A 14,070-nucleotide genomic window follows, 5' to 3' on the forward strand; every position below is an offset into this window, starting at 1 on the left:
TCGCGAGCACCGGCGTCGGGGAGGGCGGCAGTTCGGTACGCAGGCTTGAAGCCTGCGCGATGATGAGGTGTGAAAAATCTTGCAGCGCCTGCATCTGATGTCGAGTTCTTCTGGGCTCCACTGTTCGTGGGGCTTTTGCTCTGGCTTGTTGCTGAAGGGGTTCGTGCGATTTGGCGCCTACTTGTTATAAGACGCTTAGAGAAGATTGCTCGCAGAGAGAAGATTGTCAGTGCTCTCGGTCAGGCTAGGAACATCACTTTTCGAGCGGTCAGGGACGGCTTGTATGAGAAGGCGTGGGTTTCGGAATCTCTGCAACCCCTCGACGAGACCAGACGCCGTTACGACGATTTGACCGAGCAGACCTTATCTCTTTTTCGTGAGGATGAAGTGGACGTAGCGTTCTGGACGGCAGTGGAATTCTACGCCGGTTTTATTGATCCGCTCTACTCGCTCGACCAGTTCCACGAAAGGAACTCCAAACCGAATGGATTCCCTCGGCTTGCGATGGAAGCCGAGGGAACGTTGAAGGGAGGCTATGTTTTGCCGCGTCCAGAAATGCTTCTAGGATGGTCGAAGCTCAAGGAAGAAGGGCCGCGCTTTGGCATGCAGGGCATAGTAGGTGACGCAACTCGTCACCGAATTGTAACTCCGAATTCGGATTCGAGCATGGATATGATTCTGCCTCCGGTTTGGACGTGGAGGCGTCAGCAAGGACATAGAGCAATTTGGCCGCAGACGCGAGGTGACGATTAGGAGCTGGCGCGCGAACGGCTGAGCTTGATTACCAGCTCCACTTACGGCGAGGGCAAGGGCTTGGCAGCGTAACTGAACCATCCGGCTGACCTTGCGGCTTTCACGGCGCGAGCTGTAACGCTCTCAGGCTCGCGAGGACACTACTTCGCCCTTTGATGTTCTGCATCCGCCGCGCGGGTCAGGCGGGGCCGAGGCGGGTGACGGCGGAGGTGATGGCGGGGGTGGTCTCGCCGTCGGGCCAGCGGAGGGTGACGCCCTCGCCGGGGACGACGCGGCCGATCGCCGCGGTCGTGCTGTGCGGCGTGCCCATGCGGGAGGCGCCGGGGCGGTCGGTGGTGAGCATCGCGAAGCCGGGGAAGCAGGAGAGCCAGTCGGCCAGGCCCGCGGCGGCGGGGCGGGGGATCGCGGCGACCTCGAGCTCGGCGCCCGCGCCGGACGCCTCGGCGAGCATGCCGACGGTGCCGACGAGTCCGGCCATGCTGACGTCCTTCGCGCCGTCGGGGGCGGCGGAGCCGATGCTCGCCGCGAGCGCCCGCAGCACCTCCGGTGAGCGGCCCGAGGTCGAGTCCCACTGCAGTCCGGCGTAGCCCGGGCGCCAGCCGCCCGCGAGGTCCGCGGTGAGGCTCAGCTCGTGGCCGATCGGGGCGCTGCCGGGGACCGGGCGCTCGGTGCGGCCGAGGCCGGTCACCGAGAGTGCGGCCGGGACGCCGAGCTGGGTGTGCCCGCCGAGCAGCGGCACACCCCAGGCCTCGGCGCCGGCGCGCAGTCCGCGGAGGACGCGCGCGGCGAAGGAGGCGTCCCGCGCGCCGACCGCGTCGAGCAGGCCGACCGGATCCGCACCCATCGCCGTGAGGTCGTTGACGTTGACGAGCACCGAGCACCAGCCCGCCCACTCCGGGTCGCGCTCGACCATCGAGGGGACGATCGCGTCGCAGACGGCGACGAGGTCGGAGCCGGGCACGGGCGCGCCGTCGTCGCCGCGGAAGCCCGGGCCGCCGAGCTGGCCGGCGAAGGCGTCGAGCAGCGGACCGAGGGCGGCCTTGGCGCCGCGGGCGAGGCGGTCGAACCGGTCGATCGGCCAGCGCATCTGCACATGGGGCGTCCCGGCGACCTCGACGGCGCCGAGCCGGTCCCAGCCGAGTCGGCGGAAGAGCACCTCGTTCTGCGTCTGCACCGTCGCCTCGAAGCGGATCACGCCGCGCGCCTCGGCCTCGGCGCAGGCGGCGCGCACCAGAGCGGCGCCGATCCCGGCCCCGCCTCGGGCGCTGCGGCGGACGACCAAGCGACTGCCGGTCCACCAGCCGAGGTCCTGCTCGAGCGCGGGCGCGATCCGCACCCCGCCGAGCACGCCGTCGGCCGAGCGGGCCACCAGCACGACGGTGCGCGGATCCTCGTCGAGTGCATCGCGGTCGTCGGCGTCGAAGAGGCCCTGCTCGCCGACGAAGACCTCACGGCGCAGGGCGCGGTAGGCGGCCACCTCGGCCGGGTCGGCGACCACGACCACGAAGGCCTCGCGGGCAGCCGGCGCGACCGCGCGGACCCCCTCGAGGATCGAGAGCTCCATCAGGCGCCGGCGGTCTTCAGCACGCCGCAGGCGCCGCAGGCCGCGCAGCCCGCCTTCTGCCCGGAGGAGAGCATCCCCGCGGCGATCAGCAGCGCGGCGACCTGCTCGCTGACCTTCTCCAGCAGCGAGCCGGCCGGCGGCAGGACGTGGTCCACCTCCGTCGCCAGCGTGCCCTTCAGCGGCCGGAACGGCACCACGAACGGGTAGATCCCGCGCTCGATCAGCTCGCCGGCGCTGGCGACCAGCTCGTCCGGGTCCTCGCCGAGGCCGACGAGCAGGTAGGTCGAGACCTGGTTGCGGCCGAAGATCCGCACCGCCTCGTCCCAGGCCTCCCAGTACTTCGCGGTCGAGACGCGCGCCTTGCCGGGCGTCCAGCGGCGGCGGATGTCGTCGTCCATCGACTCGATGTGGATGCCGATCGAGAGGGCGCCGGCGTCCTTGAGCTCCTGCAGGGCGGCGAGGTCCTCCGGCGGCTCGCACTGCACCTGGATCGGCAGCCCGGGCACGGCCTGGAGCACCGCGCGGACGCAGCGGGCGAGGTGCCGGGCGCCGCGGTCGCGGCCCTTGGAGGTGCCGGTGGTCATCACCATCTGGCGGATGCCGTCGAGCCGGGCGGCCGCCTCGGCGACTTCGGCGAGCTGCGCGGGGGTCTTCACCGCGATGGTGGAGTCGTTGGCGAGCGAGGCCTCGATCGCGCAGAAGCGGCAGCGCTCGGCCTCGTCGTAGCGCATGCAGGTCTGCACGACGGTGGTGGCGAGGATGTTCCGGCCGTGCAGGCGGGCGATCTTCTCGTAGGAGACGCCGTCGGCGGTGTGCAGGTCGTAGAAGCGCGGGCGCTTCACCGGCTCGACGTCCAGGCCGATGTCGGCGCCGTCGAGCAGGAGGCGGCCGTTCGTTACGGCGTAGGGGCTCTTCGGGTTCACCGGGATGGCGGCGCCGAGGCCGCCGAGCATCACGTGGCCGTCGTCGCTCGGGCCGGCGCCGGCCTCGCGGTGCACGGGGGCGTCGACGCGGATGCCCTGGAGGGCGATGTCGACGCGGGTGCGCAGGGCGGAGGAGCCGGTGCGGCGGACGGGGGCGGAGCCGCAGGCGTCGGCGGCGCAGGAGGAGTCGGTGGAGTCGGAGGGTGCGGGATCGGCGGTGCGGAGGCGGGGCGTCTGCAGATCGGTCATGGTGCTCCTCGGAGTCTCGAGTCGAGCGGTGCGCGACGGCGGAGTCCGACGTCGTGAGCCTCCATTAGGTCAACGCGGTGTTTCGGAGCGATGACATCGGGAACGCGATCGTGTTACATCCGGCGGCGGCCCCGACGCCGGCCCGATGCTCGCCCGGCGTCACGCAGGCTTCTTCTGGCCGAAACCACTCCGAAACACGAGCGGCCTTGACTGGACGCAGTCGGGACGAACGCTCCCGACCCGGCCCCGTCGCTCCGCTCGTCCTCTGTCCCGCCCCGAGCGACGCCGGCCTCTGCATCACAGCACCGCCCGTTCCACCCGGCACTCCTGTCCCTGCACCACTCGCTCGCGCCCCGCCCGGCGCGCTCCTCACCGAACCCCGGAGGTTCTCATGACCGACGACCAGACCACCCCCGCCGACCACAGCACCGACGACCAGGCCTCGATCGAGGAGCAGATCAGCGCCAACATCGAGAAGTCGCGCTCCGAGATCGCGCACCCCTCGCTGCCCAAGGGCAGCAACCTCTACGGCTCCACCAAGGTCTTCCCCGACTACCAGGCCGAGCCCGGCCAGTCCTACTTCACCCTCGTGCACGGCATCGCGCACGAGTCCTCGGTCAGCTTCGTCGCGATCCTGCAGGCGACCCGCGCGGCCCGCAAGGGCTTCGAGTCGGCCGTCTACTTCTACGGCCCCGGCACGATCAACGCGATGGCCACCCGCGGCTTCCCGACGGTCGGCGACTCCGGCTTCCCGGGCGAGCAGAACATCAACGACGCCCTGAAGACCTTCATCGACGAGGGCAATCGCGTCTTCGTCTGCCGCTTCGGCATGGCGCTGCACGGCCTGCGCGAGGAGGACCTGATCGAGGGCACCATCCCCTGCCACCCGCTCGACGTCCAGGACGCCGTCATCCACTACGCCCGCAAGGGCGCCATCATCAACTCGACCTACAACCTCTAGGCGCCCGCCATGACCGTCGTCGGATCGGTCGCGGCGAACTTCACCCGCGACCTCGATCAGAACTACGCGCTCATCGCCGCGCTGGCCGAGGAGGCCCGCGAGAAGCGGGTCGAGTTCCTCGTCCTGCCCGAGGCCGCGATCGGCGGCTACCTCTCCTCCCTCGGCAATCACGGCGACACGGTCAAGACGACCACCCGCTCGATGCCCCCGGCGATCGCGCTGGACGGGCCGGAGCTGCGCCGGGTGCAGGAGATCGCCGGCGACCTGCTGGTCGCGATCGGCTTCTGCGAGCTCGACGCGGACGGGGAGACCCGCTACAACGCGGCCGCCCTGCTCGACGGCGGGCAGATCTACGGCAGCTACCGCAAGGTGCACCAGCCGCTCGGCGAGCACATGTCGTACTCGCCCGGGCCCGGCTACTCGGTCTTCGAGACCCCGGTCGGCCGGGTCGGGCTGCAGATCTGCTACGACAAGGCCTTCCCGGAGGCGGCCCGCTCGATGGCGCTGGACGGGGCGGAGATCATCGCCTCGCTCTCGGCCTGGCCGGCCGCGCGGACGGCGACGGCGGAGAACCTGCAGGAGGACCGCTGGACCTACCGCTTCAACCAGTTCGACATCGCGCGGGCCCTGGACAACCAGGTGTTCTGGCTGGCGTCGAACCAGTCCGGCACCTTCGGGTCGCTCCGCTACGTGGGCAACGCGAAGGTCGTCGACCCGGGCGGCAACATCCTCGCGACGACGCTGCTCGGCTCGGGCATGGCGGTCGCCGACATCGACGTGCGCGGCACCTTCGAGGCGATGCGCGGCGGGATGTTCCACCTCCGCGACCGCCGGCCGGACGCCTACGACATCGAGCGCGTGTGGAGCGGAGGGCTGGTCCATGCCTGAGATGACCTTCCACGTCCGCTGGCCGGACGGCGTCGAGGAGCGCTGCTACTCGCCGAGCCTGGTGATGCACGACTACCTCGCCGAGGGCGAGAGCTACCCGATCGAGGACTTCGTCGGCCGCTCGACCGAGGCTCTGCGGCTGGCGAGCGAGCGGGTGCGCGCCAAGTTCGGCTTCGCCTGCACCTCCGCGCTGCAGCAGGAGTCGGAGATCCTCGCGGCCGCCGCGCGCTTCGACGGCGGCCGCGTGCGGGTGCTGGCGATGGATCCGCCGCTGCCTCCGTCCTCCGTCCCCGCGTCCGCGCAGGGGGCGCGCGCATGACCGCGCTCGAGAACGGCCGGCACCTCCCGGTCGCCGTGATCGGCGCCGGCCAGGCCGGGCTGTCGATCAGCCGCCTGCTCACGGACCAGGGCGTCGAGCACCTCGTGATCGAGCGCGACAGCATCGCGCACGACTGGATCGACCGCCGCTGGGACAACTTCACGCTGGTCACGCCGAACTGGCAGTGCCGGCTCCCGGGCTACCCCTACGACGGCGACGACCCCGACGGCTTCATGACCCGCGCCGAGGTGCACGCCTGGGTCCGGCGCTACGCGGAGTCGTTCGGCGCGCCGGTGGCCGAGGACACCGAGGTGCTCCGGCTGCGCGAGAGCGCGGACGGGGCCTTCGAGATCGTCACCTCGCGCGGCACGATCACCGCCGACCAGGTCGTCGTCGCCACCGGCGGCTACCACCGCCCGGTGCTGCCGGCGGTCGCGCACCGCATCCCCGACTCGATCGTTCAGTTGCACTCGGCCGACTACCGCTCGGCCGCGGCGCTGCCCGAGGGCGGGGTGCTCGTGGTCGGCTCCGGCCAGTCGGGCGCGCAGATCGCGGAGGACCTCTTCCTCGAGGGCCGCGACGTGCACCTGGCGCTGGGGACGGCTCCGCGGGTCGCCCGGTTCTACCGCGGGCGCGACTGCGTCGCCTGGCTCGCCGACATGGGCGTCTACGACGTGCCGGTGCACGCGCAGGTCGGCGGGCTCTCCAAGCGGGAGTCGACCAACCACTACGTCACCGGGCGCGGCGGCGGCCGCGACATCGACCTGCGGGCGTTCGCGCGCGACGGGATGACGCTCTACGGCCGGCTGCAGCAGGTCGACGGCGGGTCGCTCCGATTCGCCCCGACGGCGGAGGCGTCGCTCGACTACGCGGACTCGGTCGCGGAGTCGATCAAGAACGACATCGACGCCTACATCGAGCGCTCGGGTGTCTCGGCGCCGACTGAGGCCCGGTACGCGCCGGTCTGGCGGCCGGAACACGAGATCGAGGAGCTGGATCTGGCGGCCGCCGGGATCACGAGCATCGTCTGGGCGGTCGGCTTCCGCTCCGACTACTCCTGGATGCAGATCGGCGTCTTCGACGGCGCCGGGCACCCCACCCACCGGCGCGGCGCGACCGCCGTGCCCGGGCTGCACTTCCTCGGGCTGCCGTGGCTGAACACCTGGGGCTCCGGGCGCTTCGAGGCGATCGCGCGCGACGCGGAGCACGTGGCGGAGCAGCTGCTCGGCGGCGCGCGGATGGACCGGCTCGAGCACGCCGCGGTACGGTGACGGCCACGCGCTCGGCCCGAGCGCACCGCTCTGCCGCGCGGGGCGGAGGAGGGCGGAGGCTCTCCGTCCGCCCCGGCGCACCGTCCGCCTGCAGAGGGCGGGAGAGAAGGACCATGGCGACGATCACGATGGCCGCGGTCGCGGCGCACTTCGGCCGCGACATCGAGCGCACCCTCGTCAAGCTGCCCGGCATGATCGCGAGCGCTCAGGAGCGCGGGATCGACCTGCTGGTGCTGCCGGACGCGACCCTCGGCGGCTACCTCCTCGACATGCACCACCCCGGCCCCGACGACCTGCCGCAGGCCGTGGAGGTCGACGGGCCGGAGGTGGCGGCCGTCGCGGCGATGGCGGGCGACACCACGGTGTGCTTCGGCATCGCGGAGCGCGCGCTGGAGGGCGGCGAGGTGCGGCGCTACAACTCGGCGGTCTGCGTGCAGGGCGGTGAGGTGATCGGGACGCACCGCAAGGTGCACCTGCCGCTGGGCGAGTCCGAGGCGTACGCCGCGGGCGACTCCTTCCGCTCGTTCGACTCGGCCGTGGGGCGGATCGGGATAATGATCGACTTCGACAAGACCTTCCCGGAGTCGGCGCGCTCGCTCGCCCTCGACGGGGCCGAGATCCTCTGCTGCCTCAGCGCCTGGCCCGCGAGCGTCACCGACCGCTCCGATCGGATCCGCAACGACCGCCAGGCGCACCTGTTCGACCTCTACGACTGCGCGCGCGCCGCGGAGAACCAGGTCTACCTGGTCTCCTCGAACCAGACCGGGGTGCTCGGCGGGCTGCGCTTCCTCGGGCAGGCGAAGGTCGTGGACCCGGCCGGCGAGATCCTCGCGAAGACCTGGGCGAAGGGCGGGCTGGCGGTCGCGACCGACGACGTCTCGGCCTCCGTCGCCCGGGCCCGTCGCAGCATGGACCACCTGCGCGACCGCGCCGAGCACGCGTACCACCGCGCGGCTCCCACCGTCTGAACCCGGGGCCGCCCGTCCGACCGGTGCCGCCCGCGGGCGCCGCCCCGCCTGAAGGAGACCCCGTGCGGATCGCGCAGCTGACCTACTCCACGAAGCCCCGCGGCGGCGTGGTGCACACGCTCGCGCTGTCGGAGGCGCTGGCCCGGCGCGGACACGAGGTGACCGTCTGGACGCTCGGCCGCGGCGGCGACTCCGCCTTCTTCCGCGCAGTCGACCCCGCGGTGGCGGTCCGGGTGGTGCCGTTCGCGGCGCGCGACGGGGAGGACATCGGCGACCGGATCGTCCGCTCGCTCGACGCGCTCGCGGTCGCGCTGGGGGAGGACGGCGAGGAGTGGGACGTCGTGCACGCGCAGGACTGCATCTCGGCCAACGCCGCGCTCGACGCCGGATTCTCGGGGGCGGGCGGACTGCTTCGCACGGTGCACCACCTGGACGCCTTCACGACGCCGGCGCTGATCGCCTGCCACGAGCGCGCGATCACCGGGCCGGCCGGGCTGCTCGCAGTGTCGCGGGCGGTCGCGGACGAGGTGGCGGCGGGCTGGGGCCGGGCGCCCGCGGTGATCCCGAACGGCGTCGACGCGGCGCGGTTCGCGGCCGCGGCCGGCGGTGCTGCGGCGGGGGAGTGGCGGGCCGAGCTCGGCCGCTACGTGCTCGCGCTCGGCGGCATCGAGCCGCGGAAGGGCAGCATCGACCTGCTGGAGGCGTTCGCGGGGCTGGCTCCGGGGACCGCGCTCGTCTTCGGCGGCGGGGAGACGCTGTTCGACTACCGGGGCTACCGCGAGGAGTTCGAGCGCCGGGCGGCGGAGCTGGGCGTGACGCCGGTCGTGCTCGGCACGGTGCCGGAGGAGCGGCTCGCGGCGCTCGTCGCCGGTGCGGCGGTGCTCGGCTTCGTCTCGACCAAGGAGGGCTTCGGGCTGGCGGCGATGGAGGCGCTCGCCGCGGGGGTGCCGGTCGTCGCGCGCGATCTGCCGGTGCTGCGCGAGGTGTTCGGGGAGACCGTGGCGTACGGGAGCGACGTGGCGGGGATCCGGGGTGCGCTCGCCGCGGCGCTCGCGGGGGCGGCGCCGAGGCCCGGGCCCGGGCGGGAGCTCGCGTTCTCGCACTCGTGGGACGACGTCGCGGCGAGTCACGAGGCGCTGTACCTCTCTCACGTCGGCGGCAGCTGATGCGCCGGTCGTTCTCGCGCTGCTTCTCGGCGCTGGCCGAGCGGGACCCCGAGCGCGTCGTGGTCGTCGCGGACGACGCGACCCTCACCGCGGGAGCCCTGGACCGGGCCTCGAACCGGCTCGCGCGTGCCTACGCGGCGCGGGGCGTCACTCCGGACTCGCTCGTCGCGGTCTCGCTGCCGAACAGTGCCGAGCTGGTGATCGCCTGCGCGGCGATCTGGAAGGCGGGCGCGACGCCGCAGCCGCTCTCGCGCGGGCTGTCGGCGCGGGAGCTCGCCGAGGTCGGCGCGCTCGGGCGGCCCTCGCTGAGCGTCGGCGTGGAGCTGGAGGGCGTGCCCTTCGTGCCCGCGGGCTTCGCGCCCGACCCCGCGCTGCCGGACGACGAGCTGCCGGATCTCTGGGCGTCGTCCTGGAAGGCGCCCGCCTCCTCCGGCAGCACCGGGCGGCCGAAGATCGTCCTCGCGGCGGCGCCCGCGCTGATGGATCCGACGCAGCCGGTCGCGGCGTTCCTGCCGCGGGAGGGGGTGCAGCTCGTGGCCGGGCCGCTCACGCACTCCGCGACCTTCACCTACGCCTTCCGGGGGCTGCTGACCGGGCAGCGGCTGGTGATCCTGCCGCGCTTCGACGAGGCGCGGGTGCTCGCGGCGATCGCGGAGCACCGGGTGACCTGGGCGCTGCTGGTGCCGACGATGATCCACCGGCTGCTGCGGACGCCCGGGCACCGGGACGCGGATGTGTCGTCGCTGGAGACGGTGCTGCACCTGGGCTCGCCGTGCCCGCCCGCGGACAAGCGCGCGCTGATCGACTGGATCGGGGCGGAGAAGGTCGTCGAGGTCTACGCGGGAAGCGAGTCGAACGGGCTGACCATGATCCGCGGCGACGAGTGGCTCGAGCGGCCGGGGAGCGTCGGCCGGCCGATCGGCGGGACGGAGCTGCGGGTGCTGCGGTCGGACGGGTCGGAGTGCGGGCCCGGCGAGCCCGGGCTCGTGCAGCTGCGCCGCGGGGAGGCGACCTACCGCTATCTCGGCGGGGAGTCGAAGCGGACCGACGACGGCTGGGACACCCTCGGCGACCTCGGCTCCGTCGATGCGGACGGCTACCTCACGGTGCTCGACCGGGCGGACGACCTGATCCTGCGCGGCGGCGTGAACGTCTATCCAGCGGAGATCGAGCGGGTGCTGGAGGAGCACCCGGCGGTGCGCGGGGCGGTCGCCTTCGGCGTTCCGGACGCCGAGCTCGGCCAGGCGATCGAGGCGGTCGTCGACATCGCGGACGCCGCCGTGACGGCGGAGGAGCTGCTCGCCTTCGCCCGCGGGCACCTCGGCACCCGGGCACCGCGGGCTCTGCGACTCCAGCGCTCACCGCTGCGCGACGACGCGGGCAAGATCCGCCGCGGGGCGCTCGCCGGCGACTGAGCAGCCGCGCAGGCGGGCCTGCGCGGGCCCGCCGCCCGCAGGTCGCCGCACAACATCAGCTGAGAGGGGGGTCCCTCCCCCCACAGCGGAGGCCCTCCCATCTCAGCTGATGTTGTGCGGGGCTCGACGGCTGCCTCCGGTTTCGGATCGCCTCCGACGGGGAAGAGGAGGAGTGCCCCTTCCCCGGAGTCGCCGCGCGCGACTCCGCCCCACCGAGAGGAACGACCGTGGTCGCCATCGCCCCGCTCCGAGACCGCTTCGACGGAGTCGAGAGGATCGCCGTGCTGCGCGGCGGCGGACTCGGCGACCTGCTGTTCGCGCTGCCCGCCGTGGACGCGCTCGCCGCCGCCTACCCGGGCGCCGAGATCGTGCTGCTCGGCACTCCGGCGCACCGCGTGCTGCTGCAGGGCGTGGAGTCGCCGGTGAGCGACGTCGAGATCCTGCCGGTGGCGCAGGGCGTCCGCGACGGCGAGGGTGAGGACCCGCGGGTCGTCGAGGACTTCACCGAGCGGATGCGCGCGCGCCGCTTCGACCTCGCGGTGCAGCTGCACGGCGGCGGCCGCTTCTCCAACCCGTTCCTGCAGCGCCTCGGCGCACGGCACACCGTCGGCTCGCGCACCGACGACGCGGCCGAGTTGGAGCGCACGATCCCCTACGTCTACTACCAGCACGAGATGCTGCGGGCGCTCGAGATCGTCGGGCTCGCGGGGGCCCCTGCGGTGCGCCTCGAGGCGTCGCTGCAGGTCGACCCGGAGCGCCGCGACCGCCTCGCTGCCGCCCTGCCCGCCGGCGGGCCGCTGGTGCTGATCCACCCGGGTGCGACCGACGTCCGGCGCCGCTGGAGCTCCGCGAACTTCGCCGAGGTGGCCCGCGCGCTGCTGGCCGACGGCGCGCGCGTGCTCGTCGTGGGCGACGCCTCCGACGCGCCCGCCGCGGAGGCGATCGTCGCGGGCGCTCCGGGCGCGGTGTCCTGGGCGGACCGGGTCGAGCTCCCGGATCTCGGTCCGCTGCTCTCGCTCGCCGACCTCGTCCTCGGCAACGACAGCGGACCGCGGCACCTCGCGGCGGCGGTCGGTGCGCCCACGGTCGGCGTCTTCTGGGTCGGCAATGCCATCAACGCCCAGCCCCTCGGCCGCCAGCGCCACCGCGTGCAGCTGAGCTGGACCACCCGCTGCCCGATCTGCGGCATCGACGTCACCCAGGTCGGCTGGACCGCCCCGCGCTGCGAGCACGAGCTGTCCTTCGTCGACGACGTCCCCGTCGCCCGGGTCCTCGGGGACGTCCGCGGCGTCCTCGCCTCCACCCGCTGACGTCGCCCGGGCCCTGCCCCCCACCACGAGATGCCACTTATGAGCGGCGACACCGGCGTGTCGCGCTCATAAGTGGCATCTCGCGGGAGGGGTCGGACGCGGGGGAGCGTCAGACGTCCTGGGCGTCAGCGGCTCACGGCCAGGAGGGCTCCTCCTCGTGGGTGATGACGAGCTCGCGGACCTCGCAGCCGCGGGGCTGGCCGAGGACGAACATCACGGCGTTGGCGACGTTCTCCGGGTCGTTGAGGAGCGCGTCGGGACCCGGCTTGTACTGGGCGTCGCGGTCGTCGAAGAAGCGGGTCTTCATGCCGGAGGGGATCAGCGTGGTGACGCCGATCTCGCCCTTGGTCTCGGCCGCGAGCGCCCGCGTGAAGCCGAGTACGCCGAACTTCGACGCGCAGTAGGCGGTGGCGTCCGAGACGGCCTTGATCGCGAGCGAGGACGCGACGGTGACGACGCGGCCGTGGGTCTCGGTGAGGAACGGCAGCGCCGCGCGGACGACGGCCGCGGTGCCGAGCAGGTTGACCGAGATCACGCGCTCCCACTCCTCCGGGTCGACGTCGACGAGGCGCCCGCAGCGGTCGATGCCGGCCGCGGTGACGACGGCGTCGAGGCCGCCGTGCTCGCGGGCGATCTCGACGACGGCCTTCTCGGCCTCGCGGGTCTTGGCGACGTCCACCTGGTAGGCGGCGACGCCGTCCTGGACGTTCGACACGTCGCGGTCGAGGACGATCGGCGTGCCGCCCGCGGCCGTGACGGCGGCGGCGACGGCTGCTCCGAGTCCGGAGGCGCCTCCGGTGATCAGGACGCGGCCGATGGGGGTGGGGGTGGTGGTCATGGGTGTCCCTTCCAGGATCGTCAGCGCCGACAGGATCGGCGCAGCGGGGCGGTGGTCGGCCGGAGCCGACGCGGTCAGCCGACGCGCGCGAGCGCGGCGGCGAGATGGGTGGTCGAGCGGCCCGCGTGGTACGGCACCGTCAGGACGCGGCCGCCCCACTCGGCGACCGTCGCGGTCTCGGGCAGCGATTCGGCGGAGTAGTCGCCGCCCTTCACCCAGACGTCCGGGCGGATGCGGCGCAGCGCCTCGTCGGGGGTGTCCTCGCCGAAGACGAGCACCGCGTCGACGCACTCGAGCGCGAGCAGCAGGTCGACCCGGTCGTCCTCGGGGATGATCGGCCGGGCCGGTCCCTTGAGCCGGCGGACGGAGTCGTCGGAGTTGAGGCAGACGATCAGGCAGTCGCCGAGCGCCCGGGCGGCCGAGAGGGTACGGGCGTGGCCGGCGTGCAGGAGGTCGAAGCAGCCGCCGGTCGCGACCACGGTGCCGCCGGCGCCGCGGACGGCCTCGGCGACGCGCAGCGCGTCCACTCCGGACGCCCCGTGCAGGGCGGCGGTGTCGGCCGGAGCGCCGAGGGAGGCGACGCCGCCCGCGAGCAGGTAGGCCCCGGCCGCGGCGACGGCCGCGCCGACCGCCTCGGAGGGGGTGGCCCCGCCGGCGAGCGCGACGGCGGCGGAGGCGGCGAAGCGATCGCCCGCCCCGCAGGGATCGGTCGGCGGCACGGGAGCGGCCGGATGCACCACCGGCACGCCGGCGCCGCGCGAGCGGACCAGAGCGCCGCCGGAGCCCATCGTCACCGCGACCGCGCCGCAGCCCCAGCGCTCGAGCAGCGTCGTCGCGGCGGTCTCGGCGAGGGTGACGCCGCGGCCGCTCGCCCCGGAGAAGCCGGTCGCCTCGCCCAGGTTCGGCGTCGCAAGGGTCGTCCCGGCGACCGGCTCGGTCCCGCGCGGGTGCGGATCCCAGACCAGCGGCACGGTGAGCGCGTCGAGGGCGGCGCGGAGCGAGGCGTCCTCGGTGAGCCGGCGGCCGTAGTCCGCGACGACGACCGCGTCGATCTCGCCGAGCGCGGCGAGCATCTCCTCGGTCACGGTCGGCACCGGCGGGCGCTCGCAGCCGCGGTCGAAGCGGACGACCGCCTGGCCGGAGGCGGCGACCCGCGTCTTCACGGGCGTCGGCGCGCCGGAGGGCCCGGCGACCACGCGGACACCGTCGAGCGCGGCGAGCAGCTCGGCCGCATCGGGATCGGCGGCGTCGGCCAGCGCCGTCACCAGCACGACCTCGTGGCCGTCGCGCACCAGCATCCGCGCCACCAGCCCGGCGCCGCCGGCGCGCACCCCGCGGGTCGACACGTCGACCACGGGCACCGGCGCGTCGGGGCTCAGCCGCTCGGCCGGCCCGGAGAGGTCGACGTCGAGCATCACGTCGCCGACCACGGCGATCCGCAGGCG

13 protein-coding genes are annotated in these 14,070 nt (G+C 73.5%); 9 read left to right on the forward strand and 4 right to left on the reverse strand.

Going from position 1 to position 14,070, the window contains the following annotated elements:
* Positions 1–69 precede the first annotated feature (69 nt).
* Entirely contained in the window at positions 70–753 is a 684-nt protein-coding gene (locus EDF45_RS21065) for a hypothetical protein (RefSeq protein ID WP_148060321.1), read from the forward strand.
* A gap of 178 nt (positions 754–931) precedes the next feature.
* Here the strand turns inward: EDF45_RS21065 and EDF45_RS17215 are convergent, their stop codons facing one another.
* Both EDF45_RS17215 and EDF45_RS17220 read right to left on the reverse strand, forming a co-directional pair.
* The gene (locus tag EDF45_RS17215; RefSeq protein ID WP_123737258.1) at positions 932–2,317 is read right to left on the reverse strand and encodes an MSMEG_0567/sll0787 family protein; all 1,386 of its coding nucleotides are present in this window, start codon (positions 2,315–2,317) and stop codon (positions 932–934) included.
* On the reverse strand, positions 2,317–3,489 hold the full coding sequence (locus EDF45_RS17220; protein ID WP_123737257.1) for an MSMEG_0568 family radical SAM protein: 1,173 nt from the start codon (positions 3,487–3,489) through the stop codon (positions 2,317–2,319). Before EDF45_RS17220 ends, EDF45_RS17215 begins: the two co-directional genes overlap by 1 nt.
* 391 nt (positions 3,490–3,880) lie before the next feature.
* Between EDF45_RS17220 and EDF45_RS17225 the strand changes: the two genes are divergently transcribed.
* From EDF45_RS17225 to EDF45_RS17260, 8 genes are all read left to right on the forward strand, one after another.
* On the forward strand, positions 3,881–4,450 hold the full coding sequence (locus EDF45_RS17225) for an MSMEG_0572/Sll0783 family nitrogen starvation response protein (protein ID WP_123447959.1): 570 nt from the start codon (positions 3,881–3,883) through the stop codon (positions 4,448–4,450).
* Positions 4,451–4,459: 9 nt separating this feature from the next.
* Positions 4,460–5,338 carry a carbon-nitrogen hydrolase family protein gene (locus EDF45_RS17230; protein WP_123737256.1) on the forward strand — a complete coding sequence of 293 codons (879 nt, stop codon included), beginning with the start codon at positions 4,460–4,462 and terminating at the stop codon, positions 5,336–5,338.
* Positions 5,331–5,657 carry an MSMEG_0570 family nitrogen starvation response protein gene (locus EDF45_RS17235; protein WP_123737255.1) on the forward strand — a complete coding sequence of 109 codons (327 nt, stop codon included), beginning with the start codon at positions 5,331–5,333 and terminating at the stop codon, positions 5,655–5,657. The genes EDF45_RS17230 and EDF45_RS17235 overlap by 8 nt, the downstream gene beginning before the upstream one ends.
* A complete protein-coding gene (locus tag EDF45_RS17240; RefSeq protein WP_123737254.1) occupies positions 5,654–6,928 on the forward strand; it encodes an MSMEG_0569 family flavin-dependent oxidoreductase in 1,275 nt (424 codons plus the stop codon). The genes EDF45_RS17235 and EDF45_RS17240 overlap by 4 nt, the downstream gene beginning before the upstream one ends.
* 113 nt (positions 6,929–7,041) lie before the next feature.
* Positions 7,042–7,896 (forward strand): carbon-nitrogen hydrolase family protein, encoded by an 855-nt coding sequence (locus EDF45_RS17245; protein ID WP_123737253.1) that lies wholly within the window; start codon positions 7,042–7,044, stop codon positions 7,894–7,896.
* A gap of 62 nt (positions 7,897–7,958) precedes the next feature.
* Entirely contained in the window at positions 7,959–9,062 is a 1,104-nt protein-coding gene (locus tag EDF45_RS17250; protein WP_123737252.1) for an MSMEG_0565 family glycosyltransferase, read from the forward strand.
* Positions 9,062–10,477, forward strand: a complete 1,416-nt coding sequence (locus EDF45_RS17255) for an AMP-binding protein (protein WP_123737251.1) — start codon at positions 9,062–9,064, stop codon at positions 10,475–10,477. The genes EDF45_RS17250 and EDF45_RS17255 overlap by 1 nt, the downstream gene beginning before the upstream one ends.
* A gap of 227 nt (positions 10,478–10,704) precedes the next feature.
* The gene (locus tag EDF45_RS17260) at positions 10,705–11,787 is read left to right on the forward strand and encodes a glycosyltransferase family 9 protein (protein WP_123737250.1); all 1,083 of its coding nucleotides are present in this window, start codon (positions 10,705–10,707) and stop codon (positions 11,785–11,787) included.
* 133 nt (positions 11,788–11,920) lie between these two features.
* On the opposite strand, the gene EDF45_RS17265 is transcribed toward EDF45_RS17260, so the two are convergent.
* Together EDF45_RS17265 and EDF45_RS17270 are read right to left on the reverse strand one after the other, a co-directional pair.
* Complete coding sequence (locus EDF45_RS17265) at positions 11,921–12,625, reverse strand: SDR family oxidoreductase (RefSeq protein ID WP_123737249.1); 705 nt, start codon at positions 12,623–12,625, stop codon at positions 11,921–11,923.
* Positions 12,626–12,699: 74 nt separating this feature from the next.
* A complete protein-coding gene (locus EDF45_RS17270) occupies positions 12,700–14,067 on the reverse strand; it encodes a PfkB family carbohydrate kinase (protein WP_123737306.1) in 1,368 nt (455 codons plus the stop codon).
* Positions 14,068–14,070 lie beyond the last annotated feature (3 nt).

The sequence above is a fragment of the Rathayibacter sp. PhB186 genome, from assembly GCF_003751825.1.
In the GTDB taxonomy this organism is placed as follows: domain Bacteria; phylum Actinomycetota; class Actinomycetes; order Actinomycetales; family Microbacteriaceae; genus Rathayibacter; species Rathayibacter festucae.